This is a genomic window from Peribacillus frigoritolerans (assembly GCF_040250305.1).
Taxonomy (GTDB): domain Bacteria; phylum Bacillota; class Bacilli; order Bacillales; family DSM-1321; genus Peribacillus.
The window spans coordinates 2,159,567-2,177,651 of sequence record NZ_CP158190.1; the positions used below are offsets into that span (position 1 = coordinate 2,159,567).

Below are 18,085 nucleotides of genomic sequence, written 5' to 3' on the forward strand. Positions count from 1 at the left end.
GAGAAAGGCGGAATTACATTGAAACTGAGTTTATGCACTACAGGATTTAAAGAATGGGACATAGAGGAAATAATAAATTGGCTGCTACCGTTGCAAGCGGATGTTAAAGGACTTGAATTATGGAATAAACATATAGAACGATTTCAGGAGAAGCATGGACCATTGGACAAGTTAGCCAAATTACTTGAAAACAATGATTTACAAATACCATCCATTAGTGGATATACGACTTTTTCAAAACTCTGGAACCAAAAAGAACATCAAAACGAAATCAATCAAGCAAGAAAATTGTTAGATATGGCTCATCAATTAAACTGCCCATTAATACGGACTTTCGCAGGACATATAGCATCAAGGAATGCCTCACCAGAGCAATGGTCGGAAACGGCAACCGAATTGAATAAATTAGGACAAATGGCCGATCTATATAGAGTGGATGTAGCAATAGAAATTCACTATGACTCTTTTGCTGATAACCTTGAAGCCATTCAAAAGCTTTTAGAAGATATTGACCATCCACGGATAAAACTGATTTTCGATGGTGCTAACTTATACGTTGATCAATTGAATCCGAAGGAGGTATTGGAATCCATCTTCCCCCATGTCAGCCATGTACATTTAAAAAATTATCACTACAATCATAAAGAGCGATATAAAAACAAACCAGCACCCATTTTTAGTGGGGATGTTGACAATATTCGCTTACTCGAAGAATTGAGAAAGCGGAATTATATAGGCTTTGTTTCTTTGGAATATTTCGGTCAGGAAGGAATGCCTAACTTGCTTGCCTCATTAGAACAATGGAAACAGCAACTGACATATTGATTTCTTTACGGGTATTTTAGCTGAAGATTAAAAATGATTCTTTTCTCTTAATTAGCAGGATATCCCATCAGGGCAGTCGAACATCAATTGGAGCGGTCCAATTAAGAGAAGTTGAATAGGAAGGTGAATATGCAGAATCATGAACTGGAACAAATCATAAAAAATGCGGACAGGGCAATAAATAATGAGGATTTCGATCATTTAATGGAGTTCTATTCAGAGGATGCAACTTTAGTTGTCAAACCTGGAACTTTTGCAAAAGGGAAAGCGGAAATTCGTCGGGCATTCATTGCTATCGCTGAATACTTTAAACATAGTTTAATCGTCAATCAAGATAAGATGGCAATAATCGAAACGGGAGATACGGCATTGGTTGTGGCAAAAGCCCAGCTAAGTGCCAATCAAAAGGAAGATTCCGAATTCTCTATGGAAAGAACCGCGACATATGTATTTAAAAAGGATTCCACGGGTATATGGCGCTGCATAATCGACAACTCTTATGGTGCTGAAATAATCGAAGAATTGAAGTAATAAGTGAAAGCTGCCGTATATGGTGGCTTTTTATTTTTCCAACTAGATTACATCTGTATGTAACTAAGAGGCATTTTGTAAGAGAAAACAAAAATAGCGTTTTTAGTTATTAAAAAATCGCCTATGTATATAAGTGATGATGAAATGATTGTGCCCATTAATAATAAGAACAAAGACTACAATAAAAACATAAATTTACGACAAAACAAGAAGACGAAATCTTTAAGAAATCGCCGTCTCATTTACTAACCGTTAATATTCTTCAATTGTCGCTTATTTTAAAGCTGATAAACTTCTGCTCCATCATTTCATGCATCGCATATTTGACGCCTTCTCGGCCAACTCCGCTGTCCTTCCAGCCACCATAAGGCATATTATCAATCCGGTAAGTTGGGATATCATTGATTACGACTCCACCTGTTTCCAAGCGTTCCGCCGCATAAAAAGCTCGTTCTATGCTCGGAGTCATCACTCCTGAGTTCAATCCGTAACGCGAATCATTTGCATCATTGATGGCATCATCCAGCGTATCGAATGGGAAAATGCAGACAATTGGACCAAATACTTCGAAACGAAATACCTTTGAGTCACGATTTACATTGGTTAAAACGGTAGGCAATAGTACATTGCCTTCCACTGTACCGCCACACTCAATTTTTGCTCCTTCCTGTACTGCCTCGTCAATCCAACTTTGTAGCCGCTCCAATGATTTTTTTGAAATCACCGCTGTAATATTTGTATTTTCCTCCAGAGGGGAACCGATGACAAGCTGCTTTGTCGTACTTACGAATCGATCTAAAAATTGTTGGTATAGTGATTTGTGGACATAAATTCGTTGAATCGAGATACACACCTGCCCATTATTCGTAAATGAACCCATCACACTTCTTTGAATGATTTTATCGATGTCGACTCCTTCATCAATGATGAACGGCGAATTGGATCCGAGTTCAAGGGTAAGCTTACGGAAGCCTGCCTGCTGCTGGATAAGGTGTCCGACCTCTACACTGCCTGTAAAAGTCACTTTTTTTACGTGTGGATGGGTGGTCAATGCCTCACTCAAAACATCCCCTTTGCCCGGTATGATGTTCAATACTCCATCTGGCAACCCTGCTTCTTTAAAAATATCGGCAAGAACCAGTGAACTCAACGGGGTTTGTTCGGCAGGTTTTAACACAATCGAATTTCCAGCCGCAATAGCTGGACCAACTTTATGTGCGACCAGATTAAAAGGAAAGTTAAATGGGGTAATCGCAGTAACGACACCAATCGGGGTGCGAACCGTGAAGCCAAAACGGTTTACCCCGCCCACTGCCGCATCCATCGGGATTTGTTCTCCATAATTGTTCTTGGACGCTTCTGCAGCAAAACGATAGGTCTGAACCGTACGATTCATTTCTTCACGAGCATTTCGAATCGTTTTCGCCGCCTCTAGAGAAATGATTTTCGCAAGTTCTTCACTGCGTTCTTCCATGATTGTTGCAGCTTTAAATAAAATTTCTGCCCGTGCATGAGCCGGGTAGGATCGGTACTTCTGAAAAGCGGCATTTGCCTCAACAATCGCTTCAATGGCATCCGCTGGTTCGGCCTGGCCGATTTGTGCAATTTCTTCATTTGAATGGGGATTAAATAAAGGCTCATACGATTTAGCCTCCCGCCATTTGCCACCGATCCACAATTGCCACTTTTTCTTCATTTGACATTCCTCCAATAATACATGCTCTTTATAATTTACAAATATAATCACCTAGTGTTTTCGATAGCTTGACATTTTCCGAATAATCGACATCCACATCAATCAAGACAATTTCCTGACTCGAAATTGCTTCTTCTAATGCAGGAAGCAATTCATCGGAGTGGGTTACTTTCACTCCTTTAACCCCAAAACTTTTTGCGAATCCTAAAAAGTCCGGGTCTGTAAATTCAATCGCATTCGTACGATCAAATTTATTCAATTGCTTCCACTCAATAAGGCCAAATTTTGAATCATGGAAAATGACAATAACGAAGGCAAGACCCAGACGTTTGGCAGTTGCCAATTCAACCCCATTCATCAGAAATCCACCATCCCCTGTAACCGCAATGACAGGTTTATCAGGTTTTGCCAATTTGGCCGCAATGGCACCGGGAACCGCGATACCCATTGATGCAAAGCCATTAGAAATGATAGTGTGATTAGGCTTTTCCGGCTGATACATCCTGGCAATCCATAATTTATGGGCGCCCACATCCGAAATGACAATGGAATTCCCTTTTTCCGCCTTTTTTATATCGGCAATAATTCGCTGAGGTATGATAGGGCTTCCTGATACTTCATCCGAAGAATGAAGCTTTTCAACAATCTGAGACCTTAACCTTTTAACTTCTGGCCAAAGTTCTTTTTTTGCTACACCAGTAGTCAAGGCTTCTAGCGCCTCTGTGACGTTACCTACCAATTCGGCTTGAACCGGGTAATAAGCATCTATCTCAGCTGCTCTGGCATCAATATGGATAATCGGATTTCTCGCCTCATCGTTCCAATATTTGGGCAAGTACTCGACGAAATCATAGCCGACGGTGATAATGAGATCAGCCAAATCAAACCCGCATAAAACATAATCCCTTGCTTGCATCCCTACTGTAAAAAGGGTCAATGGATGGTCAGAAGGTAAAACTCCTTTGGCCATGAACGAATTCACAACGGGAATTTGCTTTTCTTCTGCAAATTTCCGTAAGGACTCAGCAGCTCCATCGCGAACTACGCCATTACCAGCTAGAATAATCGGCTTTTTAGCGCGATTGATTAATTCGACGGCTTTTTTGATTTCTTCCTCGGCAGGGCGAGATCTTGGCATTGGTGTAACCCTTAGTGGTTCACCTTCTGTATCCATCATCGCCACATCTTCCGGGAGTTCTATATGAACAGCTCCCGGCTTTTCTATGACTGCAGTCTTAAATGCTTTACGGATAATTTCCGGAATAGTATTTGGTACCTTAATTTGTTGATTCCATTTCGTTACTTCCTCAAAAACGCCAATAATGTCCACATATTGATGCGACTCCTTATGAATGCGATCAAGGCCCGCCTGACCTGTAATCGCGACAACAGGTGAATAATCCAGATAAGCATTTCCTATTCCTGTCAATAAATTAGTTGCACCCGGTCCCAATGTGCCCAAGCAGACGCCAGGATTTCCAGTTAGCCGGCCATATATATCTGCCATAAAAGCTGCAGCTTGTTCATGATGAACCAAGATAAATTCAATATCAGAGTTTATTAGAGAATCAATAAGATCCGTATTTTCTTCACCAGGTATCCCAAAAATATACTGAACCCCTTCATTTTCTAAACATCTTACAAACAAATCAGATGCTTTCAAATTATTCCCTCCTCGACCATTTCAATTTCTTTCCCTATATGTTGGCTTTGCCCACTAGAAATTATGTACTTGCGGATTATAAAGAAATTCAGGGTAATAACCTCAATAGTCATAACTAGGAGGGGGAATATGGAAATCGGTTCTAATCTATATAATAATATTGACCGAAATCAGAATCATCACGCCATACTACGGAATTATCCAGTACTAGGCAGGGTGCGATATTTTTTAGAAAAAGTCAGCCCGGAATTTTGGTGAAGAAGGCCTGTTTGTTTGGAAGTTTCGGTTGTAATCAAAATAGAAAGGGGGAGAGCAAATGATTAGCTTTGAGATTAATCATGAGCTGTTGAAGACGCTTTAAATTCAGAGGGTAGAAGAACACCTAAGGGAGATATGGATTCAAAACAATTGAAGCCATTAATATTAATTCTATTAGGATTATTTTTAATAGGGATTGTGGCAACATTCTATATGTATTTTACTCGGCCAAGTGGTGAGGAAATAGTAAATCAATTTGAAGTTGCGGTAAATCAAGGGGATATAGATACGCTTGAAAAACTAGTAAAAGTTAACAAGGAAATGAAACTTACTAAAAAAATCTAGAACAATTAATTACCTATGACAAAGGAAGGAAATCTTAAAACAACGATACAAAGCTTGCCCCCAGGCATTTATACCGTGACAGGATCTGAAAAATATGAGTATGCTGAGATAAATGCTAAAGAGGAAATTAATCTCTTTGAAGATGATACGTTCAGTAAATCTGTTTCTCTTGAATTAACAGGGGAGCAATTAGCAATAGAATCTGATGTTGGAATTCTCTATGGAAAGAACCGCGACATATGTATTTAAAAAGGATTCCACGGGTATATGGCGCTGTATAATCGACAGCTCTTATGGTGCTGAAATAATCGAATAATTGAAGTAATAAGTGAAAGCTGCCGTATATGGTGGCTTTTTATTTTTAATTGTTATAACTTGCTTATAAATATGAAAAAACTAGGATGGTTGATGATGTTAAATTTAATAAGCAATTGAAGCTAATAAGAGTATTTGTATGCATGTTAGATTCAATAGACAGCTCATAACTCTATTTGTCATAAAAATAACTTTCCATGTAAAAAAAATTTAACACATTTTCTGTTTTAATAGATCCTTACTATAACAATTTTGAGAATTCCCTTTTATTTTCTCCATTTTTCTAATTCTAATGGTTAAATATTAAACTGGCACGCTGCTTGCAATAACTAATAATGAAAGCTATTAAAACATTATTGGAGGTAGGGAAATGATAGAGCGTCAAATTCAATTTTATAGTGAAGGTTACAAATTAGATGGCACAGTGTATCTTCCAGACGATTATAAAAAAGGAGAAAAAAGACCGGCTATTATTCCGAATTCTGGATATCAAGGGTTTAATGAATTTTATCCAAAGTTATTTGCGAAAAATTTAACAGCGGCAGGTTATGTCTGCTTTGGATTTGATTATCGGAGCTTCGCAAAAAGTGAAGGTGAAGAAGGTCGCGTTATTTTGGATGAGCAGGTAGAAGATATTCAAAATGCGATAACATTCCTCTCCCTCCAGGAAGAAGTAGATTCAGATAGAATAGGATTAATAGGTTGGGGTATGGGCGGTTCGAATGTGGTCCGTGTGGCCGCAAGAGACAAACGGGTTAAGGCAGTTTCAGCACTAAATGGTTTTTATAATGGTCAAAGATGGTTACGCTCTATTCATTCCTACGTTGAATGGAATGAAATCTTGAAAACGGTTGAAAAAGATCGAGAACAACGGGTATTAACTGGGAAGTCCCAACTTGCAAGTACGTTTATTCATTATCCGCTTGATCCGGCCACAGCGGATTATGTTGAAAAGGAACTGGCCGTTCTGTCCCCATTTGGTAAGCAGACAGTATTGCAGTTTACAGACTCAATAATTAGCATGAACGCAGAATTAGAAGTGAAAAATGTAACGGTGCCGCTTTTCATTGCCCATGGAAAAGAAAACTTATTACATCCGCTTGATGAGGCAAATGAACTGTACGAAGCAGCAAATGAACCGAAAAAACTTTATATAATAAATGGTAAGCATAATGATTTCATGTATCATGAGCATGAAGTTTTCCAAGATTTAATTGAAACGCTTAAAGCTTTCTTTGGTGAAATTCTAATAAAAAAGGAAGAAAATATTAAAGTCATCCAAATGCAAGGGTAAAATAGATAATCGCGTGACAGGTGGCAAATTATTTTGTCATCTGTCTTTTCATATTTTGAATCAAAAGGAGCAACTTTATGGATAATAAGCATCCTTTCAAAGCAGCCATTATTGAGTTTAATCCACTATTAAATCAATTGGACAACAATATTGATCATTTGCTTGAGGCGGTAACAGAAGCAGCGAAGAATGGAGCTAAATTAATTGTCACACCGGAAATGGCTACAACAGGCTATCATTACGAGAATCGTCAGTCTATACTTCCATTTGCAGATACGATCCCGGGGAAAACCACTAAACGTTTTGAAGAAATCGCAAACTTTTACGATACACATATTATCATAGGGATGGCGGAGGTAGATGAAGAAGACGGACTTTGCTATAATTCGGCTGCGCTTGTTGGTCCTATGGGATATATCGGAAAATACAGGAAAGTGCATCAATGGGCAACAGAAGATAGCTGGGCACATTGGGGGGACATGGGCATTCCGGTATACGAGACGTCTATTGGGAGGATTGCAGTCATTATTTGTATGGATTCAAGCTATTTTGAATCGGCCCGGATCGTTGCTGTGAAGGGAGCGGATATTCTTTGCTTTCCGACGAATTCAACAGGTGGATCGCTTTCGATGCTGCAGGCATGGGCTGAAATGAACGGTCTGTACGTCATTGGTGCGAATCGTTCCAATACAGAAACCGATTACCATATGATCGGTGCAAGTGCCATTTGGTCACCTTTAGGTAGGAAACTTGCTGAAACCCCATACGTAGAAAAAAGTCACACGAGAGATGAGACAGTCATTTTATATGCGGATATTGACCCTGCTTTATATGAAAATCCCGCAAAAAAAAGAATAGAAAAACGAAAGCCAGACCTATATTCTGATTTAATGTTGCACGTCGGACCTTGGGAGTATAAAAAATCACCATCAAAGCAAATGGATACCGGGACTTATGAAAAAAAGACTTCTACTGCTTTATTGCAGTATGAACCGGTAATAGGAGATAAAAAAGAAAATCTTAAGAAAATAAAAAACCTCCTGGCGGATGCTAGCTTCAAGGCTAAAAAACAAAAAAGCTTGTTATCACTAGTTATTTGCCCGGAACTTTCCTTAACAGGTCCCGTTAATTCACTTAGCCCTGAGGAAATCCGCAAACTTGCTGAACCCATATATGGAGAAACCATAAGAGAAATGAGAATGCTTTCAACTGAATATCAAATTAATATCATTTTTGGTATGATAGAGGAAGAAAAGAATCTCCTTTATAATACAGTGGTTCTTCTGACGCCAGAGGACGATAGGGTTACCAAAGCCCGTAAAATTCATTTGTCAGAATCGGACGAACGCTGGGCCTCTGCCGGTTGGGAAATGGTAGTAGCAAATGTAACGGATATAGGGCGTGTGGGCCTTATAGTCGGTAGTGATGCTGCATATCCTGAGGTAGCGGGCATTATTGCCGTAAAACGTGCCGATTTTATTGCCATCCCCTCATGCTGGCATGGTGAATTTGGTGCAACACTGGCGCTTCCTGAAAAAATGATGGAAAATAAGTTTCCGATAAATTCGATGACGACATGGGACGCCACGGCAAGATTTTCGCAAACAAAAACACTCATTGCGAATTTTATAGGTTCAGATATTGATTGTAAAGGTGGGAGTGCCGTTTATACACCTGATCCGATTTATGGAAGTGACATTCCCGTAGTTGCCTCTTCTCACAGTGAAGAGGTATTGATAGTGGCTAATTCTAAAATGGGACAAAATTGGTGGTTTGATCAGCATAAGCTATTACTATCAAGAAGGCCGATTTTTTATCGGGAACTGGTAAAGAAGTTACAAATGTAAGCGCTTTGAATCGTTAGTATACTTTAATAATAGGTAACAATTAAAAGTGAGGGTGTTAAGAAGCACAAATAAAAAGTAATTTAATAACAATGTATAAAGTGCTTTTTTCATTTCTCACATATCGAGGTTTTGTAAATGAAAGTATTTCAATCAAGGCTAATGAAGCGTTATGTAACTATTGTTTTAGTTGTCATTTTGTTTGTACTGTCCTCTCTTTATTTGATTGCCATACATGTAATGAATGGATCTGTACGGTCACAAATGGAATATCGAGATGAACTTATAGCCAAAACCCTTGGCAACCAAACAGAGAATATCTTCAAAAATTCAATTTCCGATATGAGACAGGTATCGCCCATTGTTACAAATATTGATAACAAAGCAGAGAATGCTTTTCATGTAGAAATAGAGACGATTTTGGCACAGGATCCACTTTATCTGTTCATAGAAGTATATAAAGAGAATCAGTTGAACCAACGTATTCCGAATGTACCATTTTCTGATTTTATTGAAAATGGTACTATTTTAAAAAGGCTCAGCTGGAGTCAGACAAGCTATATTTCAAATATGATGGAACTGCCTGACGGCCGCAAGACCATTGCGATTGCATATCCATCCATTAATGAAAAGGGAGAATTTAAGGGGAGTGTAGTCGCTTATTTAAATTTAAACATTTTATCAGAACACCTTCAAAAATTTGCAATCGGGGAAGAGGGTGTGAATGCAATAATTGACCGCAATGGAACAATTATTGCACATACCGACCAAAGTTATATTGGCAAATCCATTAAAAATCATGAAGTTGGGATTCATCTTCAAAAAGAAGATATAGATATTTGGAATGGCGAGATTTTCAACAAAGAAATGGCCATTGCGTATCGGCCCATTCTCTTGGGAGATATTAGTTTGATTGTGGGAGAACCGATTAAACAAGCGCTAAAGCCTGCACGAGTGGTCCAAAGTTTACTTTTACAAGGTTTTTCCATCGTTTTCATTATCGCAATAGGACTTGCTATGTTCAGTGCATCAAGAGTGATTCTTCCTGTCACGAAGCTCATCAAGCATGTACAAGAATATAAAGTAGGTAAGCGTAAAGAATTCATTAAAGTGAAAACAAATGATGAAATTGAGGAATTATCGATTGTATTATCAGAGATGGCAACGGAATTGAGGGAAAAAGAAAGAAGTATGTTTTATATCCTGGAGTCCATTCCATATTGTGTTATTACTACGGACAAGGATGGTAGGATTATGACCTTCAATAAAGGAGCAGAAGATTTAATGCTTTATAGCCGGGAAGAAGTATTAAATCAGCTTATTTTTAATTTGCCGATAATACATGATATACAAGAGTTCGTTCTTTTAAAAACGTTTAATGCAGGGAAGTCTTTTGAAGAAGTAGAAAGCTATATTATTGATAAAGAAAAGGGGTATCATGATGTCCGTATTTATGCATCTCTTCTTAAAGGAGAACAAGATGAGTACATCGGCGCCATTCTTGTTATTCGTGATGTAAGTGAAGTGAAGAAGCTTGAAGAATACTTAAAACAAAGTGAACGGCTAGCATCCCTTGGTGAGCTCACTGCTGGGATTGCCCATGAAATAAAAAATCCTTTAAGTATTATTCAGGTTGCTGCAGAAACAATTCGCCTACAAATAGAAGATGAATTTAAAGAAAAAGAAGTGATTGATGAATTGACAGGAGATATTTTAACAGCCTCTGATCGCATGAACAAACTGTTAACTGATTTTCTGAAGCTAACGAAAGATGATGAATATAACAATCATGTTCTGACAGATTTGGTTATGATTACTGATGAATTGCTTAATTTATTAAGAAGAAAATTTAATGATGCAAACCTTATGGTCACAACCGAATACAATTTTAGTAAAGCTCCCGTTTTGGGGGACCGGCATAAATTGACACAATTGCTTTTAAATATATTTTTGAACAGTATTCAAGCGATAAAAGATGAGGGTAATATTCATGTTGCGCTTAAAGAGAAAGGGGCATATTGGCAGCTTTCCATTTCGGATACCGGAGAAGGCATTAGGAAAGAAAAATTAAACTGGGTCTTCAATCCGTTTTATTCCACGAAACCAGAGGGAACAGGTTTAGGTTTATCTATTGCTCACGAAATTATAGTTCAACATGGTGGGAAGATATGGGCGGAAAGCGTATTCTCTCAAGGAACCACAATACATATTGAAATACTAAAACATGAGGAGAATGAATATGAAGAGCATTCTGTTTGTGGATGATGAAATTAGACTTTTGCGTGTTCTATCATTGTCATTTCGCAAGAAGGGATATGAAGTAATTCTTGCTGCCAATGGACAAGAAGCACGAAGAAGAATGAAAGAAGACGGCCCCAACCTTGTTTTCCTCGATTTAAATCTTCCAGATGCAAATGGTTTGGAACTTTTAGAGGAATTCATGGCACTCTATCCTCAAAAGGTATTTGTCATCATGACGGCTTATGGCGATATAGAAAGCGCTGTATCCGCTATAAGGGCAGGTGCATTTGATTATTTAGAAAAACCAGCGAAACTAGAGGAAATAGAACTTGTTATTAACAGAGCTTATACACTACTTGAAGTAAAACAAGAGAATATCCAACTGAAAAGTCAGTTAAACAAACTTGAATCTATAGAGGGCTTTATTAGTATAAGCAAGCAAATGAAGCAGATTTACGAATTAATTGAACGTGTCTCCGCCACTGATGCAACGGTTCTTCTTCATGGGGAAAGCGGAACAGGTAAAAGTATGATCGCCAAGATGATTCATTCCTTAAGTGATCGCAATAACGGTCAATTCATTGCTGTAAACTGCGCTGCTATCCCTGAAAATTTGCTGGAAAGCGAGATTTTCGGTTATGAAAAGGGTGCATTTACCGGTGCCACAGCAAGTCGTGCAGGGAAATTTGAAGCAGCACAAAATGGTACTATCTTCTTGGATGAAATTGGCGAAGTGCCACTTACGCTTCAAGCTAAGCTTCTTCAAGTCGTGCAGGAGAAATCCTTCATGCGTCTTGGTAGCAATCAATTAAAACAAGTAGACGTTCGAATTATTTCTGCAACAAATCGTAATTTGAAACAAATGGTACAAGAGGGGAATTTCCGTGAAGATTTGTATTATCGCTTGAATATTATAGATATGCATATTCCGGCACTTAGAGAAAGAAAAGAAGATGTTCCCCTTCTGGTTGGGGAATTTTTGGAGAAGCACCGTAAAAAAATGAAGAAAAATTTTCGAGTGTCACCTCAGCTTATGAATATATTGAAAGCATATGAATGGCCAGGAAATGTTCGGGAGCTTCAAAATGCCGTTGAGCGAGCAGCAGTTTTATGTAAGGAGGAAGACTTGTCGTTACAAGATTTCCCTTCTGAAATTAGGGGATCTAGTGAAATGAATGCAGAGTTTCCTTCAATCGTTTCTTTTAATAAAAAGAGAACGCTTCCAGAACAAATGGAAGACATTGAACGGCAATTTATATTGTCTGCGGTTGAAGAGAACGATGGGCAAATTTCCGCAGCAGCCAGAGAGCTGGGAATTTCAAGACAGCGGCTATTTTACAAGATAAATAAGTATCATGAACAAATGAATAAGTCATCTGAAGAAATTAAGCAAAAAAAGGAAGAATTATTTTAATTCTTCTTTTTTTTCGTTTTTCAGATGTTTTTGGCAATCCTCAAAGTTTGTAAAAGTATTTTTTCAAAGCGAAAAATTTTTTTACAAAATATATCAAAAAGATATGTAGAAATTGAAAAAAAGCCCATATATAGTTGGCATGTTACTTGCATTAATTTATTAAAGAATTAACTTTTAAAAAGGAGTGGCATAGATGGATTTTCATCCGTTATTAGAAGGTGCAATAGAGTTACATTGCCATACGTATCCTAGTATTTTCCCAAGAAAGCAGAATGATTGGGAATTTATAGAAGACTTAAAAAAAGCTAAAATGGCAGGTGCCGTATTAAAAGCACATGAGGCATCAACTGTGGACCGCACGACATTAATCCGTTTAAAAGAGCCAGAACTTCATGTTTACGGTGGACTTGTTTTAAATGAATTTACAGGTGGCTTATCACCCAAAGCGGTTGATGCAGCAATAAGGCAAGGTGCCAAAATAATTTGGATGCCGACTATTTCAGCAAATCAGCATTGTTGTAATTTTGCAAAAAAAAAGACCCGCTTTTTCAATAGTGAACGAAGCCTGCCCATTGAAGAAGGTTTAACTATTTTGGATGAGAATAGACAGATAAAACCAGAAGTCATTGAAATTCTGGAACTTATCAGTGAAGCAAATATCACCCTTGCAACAGGTCATCTATCGGAAGAAGAAGTCTCTGTGTTAATTGACGCAGCCAATGAACATCATATCGACAAGATCTTAATTCAGCATGCAGATCTAGGCATTGCCCCAGTATCAATAGAAAAGCAAAAAGAGTTTGCCAAAAAAGGCGCTATAATCGAGAAATGCTATTTAGCCTGCGGTGAGGATTTTCAAGATTTAACGATAACACAAATGGCTAAGTCAATACGGGAAATTGGTCCAGCGTCATGTGTGCTTGTAACAGATTATGGCCAAGAACACAATATTCCGCCAATAGAAGCATTAAGTCGCTTTGTCAGTGCAATGATCGAAGAAGGTATAACAGAAACCGAGATTGAAAGGATGATCATTCATAATCCAAAGCAGCTTTTAGATATTGAAAAGTGAGGATGACAAGTGATGAAAGAGCAGCTATTAAGGCTTATATATACCATCGTTCCAAAAGAAAGGGTACTGACAGATTTAGCGGAGCTTTATTCTTATAGCTTTGATGCATCATTCGGCGGATACTTGCCGGAAATCGTTATTCAACCAAAAAATAAAGTAGAAGTTGCTGACTTGGTCAAGCTTGCAAACGAATTTAAAATTCCTGTTTATCCTAGAGGAGCGGCTACCTCCTTAAGCGGGGGTTCCCTTGCTGTTGAAGGGGGCATGATTCTAGATATGTCACAATTTGAAAAAAAACTTGTGATTGACCGTGAAAATTTACTGGCAATCTCCTCACCAAGTGTAATTACAAGTGACATACAACAAAAGGCAGAAGAGGTAGGCTTATTTTATCCACCGGACCCAAGCAGTTCCCATGTTTCAACAATTGGAGGGAATTTGTTGGAAAATTCAAGTGGTCCAAAAGGCTTGAAATATGGTACTACGAAGGAATATGTAATTGGTTTAGAAGTTGTTACACCAACTGGAGAAATTATTCGCACAGGAGGTCGAACGGTTAAAAATGTGACTGGCTACGATTTAACAAGGCTCATAGTTGGATCGGAAGGCACACTGGGAATTGTAACAGAAGCCATTTTGCGTCTGATACCAAAGCCGCTTGCAAGAAAAACACTTTTAGCTTCATTTGTACGAATTGCTGATTCGGGGCATGCGATAACAAAAATATTATCAAATGGAATATTACCAAGTGCGATGGAATTAATGGATAATGCATGTATTCGTGCGGTTGAAAATTACTCACCAGCAGGTTTGCCCATTGAGGCGGAAGCCATCGTCATTATTGAAGTGGATGGGCATCCAGCGGCAATCGATGAAGAAATAAAAAAATGTGAAGATATCTGTCTTTTACAAGGGGCGACTAGTGTCAAAGTGGCGAAAACAGATGCTGAGCGTGATGAGATTTGGAAAGCGCGTAAAATGGTTTCTCCAGCTATTACACAAATGGGACCAACCAAAATTTCTGAAGATGCGACAGTACCAAGAAGTCAAATCCCCGAGATGATTGAAAAGCTTTATCAAATTCGTGAGAAATATCAGTTGAACCTAGTTGTTTTTGGTCACGCGGGGGACGGTAACCTCCATCCCAATATTATTACAGACAAGAGAAATATCGAAGAAATGAAACGTGTCGAAGATGCAGTCAGTGAAATTTTTGAAGCTGCCATCGAACTTGGCGGTACGCTTTCAGGGGAACATGGGATTGGGATATTAAAATCTCCTTATATGGAATTGGAGCTTGGATCAGATGGATTGCTAATGATGAAAAAAATTAAAGATGCATGGGATCCAAATTCTATATTAAACCCAGGAAAAATATTTCCACAGCCTGGAAAACTAAAGGTGGAATTAACATGAATAAAGCACCTCACGAAAAGGAATTAGCAATTACAGATAAGTTCACTCAAAAATTGCGTGATCTTTCGTATGAAGCAACCAATCAATGTGTGCAATGCGGATATTGTCTTCCTGCTTGTCCAACATATGAATCTATGGGGAAAGAATCACAATCGCCTCGCGGACGAATTAACCTGGTTAAAATGGCTGCAGAGGGAAAAATCGATCTTCAAAAAGATCTAGTTGAGCCAATTGACCTTTGTCTTGGTTGCAGAGCCTGTGAAGTAGCGTGCCCCGTAAATGTACCATACGGACAAATTTATGAGGCAGCTAAAGAAGTCATTACAGAACATCAAAAGCATGAACATCATAAAAAGCAAAAAAATAAACCTAAGATTCAAACAAAAGTGGTCGATTTTACGCTGACCAGTTTATTTCCGCATCGCAATCGTCTTCGTACATTAGGCAATCTAACGTGGCTATATCAAAAAACAAAAATAAATAAAGTGGTGCAAAAAACAAAAATGATTAACAAAGTGTCAGAGCCCATGGGACAGTTTGAAAAGATCCTGCCGGAGCTCGAAGCACCAATCAAACGATATAAATACGGACAAAAATTTCCAGCATTAGGCGAGACAAAAGCAGTAATTGCCTTTTTCCCGGGATGCATCATGGACGCTATCATGTCAAAGATTAATAGGCTAACAATTGAACTGCTTCAAGTAATTGGCTGTGAAGTGATTATTCCGAAAAATCAAAAATGTTGCGGTGCACTTCATTCCCATCAAGGAATGAAGGATGGTGCTGTAAAACTCGCAAAAGCAAATATAGAAGCATTTGAAGCATCCGGTGCCGATTATTATGTCAATAACGCTGGAGGCTGCGGAGCGATGCTTAGTGAGTATAATCACCTTTTTGGCCAAGAACCTGAATGGAAAAAGCGCAGTGAAGCATTTGTAGGGAAATCAAAAGATATTACCGAAATTCTGGTGAAGTTTGGTCCACTCCCGTTTAAAAAAGAATGGAATGGTATTATAACTTATCAAGATTCTTGTCATTTGAGAAATGTCCAGGGAGTATTTCAAGAACCTAGGGAGCTTCTTAGATCCATACCAGGGGCAAGTTTTATGGAGATGGAGGGAAGTGACCGCTGCTGTGCATCCGGCGGTATTTATAATTTAATGAATTTTGATGAATCGATGAAAATATTAGACGAAAAGATGTATAAGGCGGGAAAAACAAACGCAAAAACAATTGTAACAACAAATCCGGGGTGCCTGCTCCAAATGAAACTAGGTGTAGAGAGAAGCGGTACAGGAGATGATGTGGATGCTAAACACATTGTAGAAATATTGGCAGAAGCTTGTTTAATTAAGTAGGAAAACGTTTTTATAAGTGACATTAGACCATATTAAGAAGCAATTTATTTTTACAACTAAATAAAAAAGTGACCTGAATTATGCAAGACTATCAAGTCATAATCGAATCATTTAAATTAAAGGAGGGTAAAAAAGTGGATTTATTGGACTTTATCGGGTCGAACTGGGGAGAGCTTTTAGCAATGACATGGGAGCACATCCAATTAGTTGGATTAGCAGTTGGTGTAGCCATATTACTCGGTGTTCCATTTGGAGTTTATATTACACAGCATGAAAAGTTATCAAATCTTGTACTGGCAGTAGCAGGCATTATTATGACGATACCAAGTATTGCACTGTTCGGTATCATGATTCCGATTTTATCTATCATTAATCAAGGGATTGGGTTTTTACCAGCGTTTATCGCATTGGTCTTGTACTCGCAGCTTCCAATCATCCGTAATACATTCATCGCTGTTAAAAATGTAGATCCCAATATGCGCGACGCTGCAATAGGAATGGGAATGACGGCATGGCAACGTCTTTTAAAAGTTGAAATCCCAATTGCCCTTCCAGTAATTATGGCAGGAATTAGAATGGCCGTTGTATTAACGATTGGAATTGGGGCAATTGCTGCCTATATCGGTGCGGGTGGACTTGGGGTATATATCGCAAGAGGAATATCCACAAGTTACACAGAGATGGTTCAAGCTGGAGCCATTGCCGTTTCAATATTAGCGATCGCTGCTGATTATTTACTAGGTCAGGTACAAAAACGGGTTTCGCCCAAAAAAGCTCATATAGGATAAGAAAGGGGATGACTTATGATTACATTTAAAAATGTGTCGAAGGTATACAAAAGCTCTGGAAAATCGGTGAAGGCAGTAGATAATGTAAATATGACAATTGAAAAAGGAGAAATTTGTGTATTTCTTGGTCCCTCAGGTTGTGGGAAAACAACTCTTTTACGAATGGTTAATCGTTTGGTTTCTATCACAGAGGGGACTATTGAAGTCGGAGGAAAAGATATTTACTCATTGGATCCAATCGAATTGAGACGTTCAATCGGTTATGTAATTCAACAAAATGGTTTGTTTCCGAATATGACAATTGAACAAAACATTAATGTTGTACCAAAGATGCTGGATTGGAACGAAGGGGAAATGAAAAAACGATACAAAGAATTAATGGAGATGATGGGGTTAAACCATGAGGAATACCGAAAGCGTTATCCTTGGGAATTATCAGGCGGACAGCAACAGCGTATTGGAGTGGCAAGGGCGCTGGCGGCAGACCCGCCAGTTATGTTGATGGATGAACCATTTGGGGCACTAGATCCGATTATTCGCGATCGGTTGCAAAATGAATTTTTACGAATTCAAAAAGATGTAAAGAAAACGATCTTATTTATCAGTCACGATATCGATGAGGCTTTGTGTCTTGGGGATAAAATTGCTATATTTAACGATGGCCAAATCATGCAGTATGGAACACCGGATGAGATTTTGTCTAATCCAAAAAATGATTTTGTTAACAACTTTATTGGAAGTGATCGTGAAATTAAACGTTTACAACTATTAACGGTCAGGGATCTATTAAATAAAGCGAAAAAGGTAAATCGAAAAATGAATATGAAAATTGAATCTAGCGAATATGTGGTTAATATTGATGCAGATCTTCGAACAGCACTGTCTCTATTATTATCATCACCAAAAGGGGAAGCTGTGATTTTGGATCATAAAGGACAGCCAAGCGGAGTATTAGGCATTGGTGACTTTGAAGTTTTGACAGGTGTTCACCCTTCGAAATTAAAGTCAATAATTCAATAAGGTGG

16 protein-coding genes are annotated in these 18,085 nt (G+C 38.4%); 14 read left to right on the plus strand and 2 right to left on the minus strand.

Annotation, left to right across the window (positions count from 1 at the left end):
* The first annotated feature begins 18 nt into the window (after positions 1-18).
* Together ABOA58_RS10670 and ABOA58_RS10675 are read left to right on the plus strand one after the other, a co-directional pair.
* Positions 19-825, plus strand: coding sequence for a sugar phosphate isomerase/epimerase family protein (locus ABOA58_RS10670; protein WP_350302258.1), 807 nt, complete (start codon positions 19-21; stop codon positions 823-825).
* A 129-nt stretch (positions 826-954) separates the two neighbouring features.
* Complete coding sequence (locus ABOA58_RS10675) at positions 955-1,356, plus strand: YybH family protein (protein ID WP_350302259.1); 402 nt, start codon at positions 955-957, stop codon at positions 1,354-1,356.
* A gap of 262 nt (positions 1,357-1,618) precedes the next feature.
* Here ABOA58_RS10675 and ABOA58_RS10680 read toward each other — a convergent pair whose 3' ends face one another.
* Positions 1,619-3,052, minus strand: coding sequence for an aldehyde dehydrogenase family protein (locus ABOA58_RS10680; RefSeq protein WP_350302260.1), 1,434 nt, complete (start codon positions 3,050-3,052; stop codon positions 1,619-1,621).
* 28 nt (positions 3,053-3,080) lie between these two features.
* On the minus strand, positions 3,081-4,715 hold the full coding sequence (locus ABOA58_RS10685; protein WP_350302261.1) for an acetolactate synthase large subunit: 1,635 nt from the start codon (positions 4,713-4,715) through the stop codon (positions 3,081-3,083).
* Between the two features lie 129 nt (positions 4,716-4,844).
* Between ABOA58_RS10685 and ABOA58_RS10690 the strand changes: the two genes are divergently transcribed.
* The 12 genes from ABOA58_RS10690 (at position 4,845) to ABOA58_RS10750 (ending at position 18,080) form a co-directional block, all read left to right on the plus strand.
* Entirely contained in the window at positions 4,845-4,973 is a 129-nt protein-coding gene (locus ABOA58_RS10690; protein ID WP_350302262.1) for a hypothetical protein, read from the plus strand.
* Between the two features lie 135 nt (positions 4,974-5,108).
* Positions 5,109-5,318: a hypothetical protein gene (locus ABOA58_RS10695; protein WP_350302263.1), complete on the plus strand. Its 210-nt coding sequence runs from the start codon at positions 5,109-5,111 to the stop codon at positions 5,316-5,318.
* Between the two features lie 15 nt (positions 5,319-5,333).
* Positions 5,334-5,567: a hypothetical protein gene (locus ABOA58_RS10700; protein ID WP_350302987.1), complete on the plus strand. Its 234-nt coding sequence runs from the start codon at positions 5,334-5,336 to the stop codon at positions 5,565-5,567.
* Positions 5,568-6,003: 436 nt separating this feature from the next.
* The gene (locus ABOA58_RS10710) at positions 6,004-6,927 is read left to right on the plus strand and encodes an alpha/beta hydrolase (RefSeq protein ID WP_350302264.1); all 924 of its coding nucleotides are present in this window, start codon (positions 6,004-6,006) and stop codon (positions 6,925-6,927) included.
* 77 nt (positions 6,928-7,004) lie between these two features.
* Positions 7,005-8,774, plus strand: a complete 1,770-nt coding sequence (locus tag ABOA58_RS10715) for a nitrilase-related carbon-nitrogen hydrolase (protein WP_350302265.1) — start codon at positions 7,005-7,007, stop codon at positions 8,772-8,774.
* A gap of 135 nt (positions 8,775-8,909) precedes the next feature.
* The gene (locus ABOA58_RS10720; protein WP_350302266.1) at positions 8,910-11,036 is read left to right on the plus strand and encodes an ATP-binding protein; all 2,127 of its coding nucleotides are present in this window, start codon (positions 8,910-8,912) and stop codon (positions 11,034-11,036) included.
* Positions 11,011-12,426 (plus strand): sigma-54-dependent transcriptional regulator, encoded by a 1,416-nt coding sequence (locus ABOA58_RS10725; protein WP_350302267.1) that lies wholly within the window; start codon positions 11,011-11,013, stop codon positions 12,424-12,426. The genes ABOA58_RS10720 and ABOA58_RS10725 overlap by 26 nt, the downstream gene beginning before the upstream one ends.
* A 193-nt stretch (positions 12,427-12,619) precedes the next feature.
* On the plus strand, positions 12,620-13,498 hold the full coding sequence (locus tag ABOA58_RS10730) for a DUF6282 family protein (RefSeq protein WP_350302268.1): 879 nt from the start codon (positions 12,620-12,622) through the stop codon (positions 13,496-13,498).
* Between the two features lie 12 nt (positions 13,499-13,510).
* Positions 13,511-14,914: an FAD-binding oxidoreductase gene (locus tag ABOA58_RS10735; protein ID WP_350302269.1), complete on the plus strand. Its 1,404-nt coding sequence runs from the start codon at positions 13,511-13,513 to the stop codon at positions 14,912-14,914.
* The gene (locus ABOA58_RS10740) at positions 14,911-16,272 is read left to right on the plus strand and encodes a (Fe-S)-binding protein (RefSeq protein WP_350302270.1); all 1,362 of its coding nucleotides are present in this window, start codon (positions 14,911-14,913) and stop codon (positions 16,270-16,272) included. Before ABOA58_RS10735 ends, ABOA58_RS10740 begins: the two co-directional genes overlap by 4 nt.
* 134 nt (positions 16,273-16,406) lie before the next feature.
* Positions 16,407-17,060, plus strand: coding sequence for an ABC transporter permease (locus tag ABOA58_RS10745; RefSeq protein ID WP_133349104.1), 654 nt, complete (start codon positions 16,407-16,409; stop codon positions 17,058-17,060).
* 15 nt (positions 17,061-17,075) lie between these two features.
* The gene (locus tag ABOA58_RS10750; RefSeq protein ID WP_350302271.1) at positions 17,076-18,080 is read left to right on the plus strand and encodes an ABC transporter ATP-binding protein; all 1,005 of its coding nucleotides are present in this window, start codon (positions 17,076-17,078) and stop codon (positions 18,078-18,080) included.
* Positions 18,081-18,085: the final 5 nt, after the last annotated feature.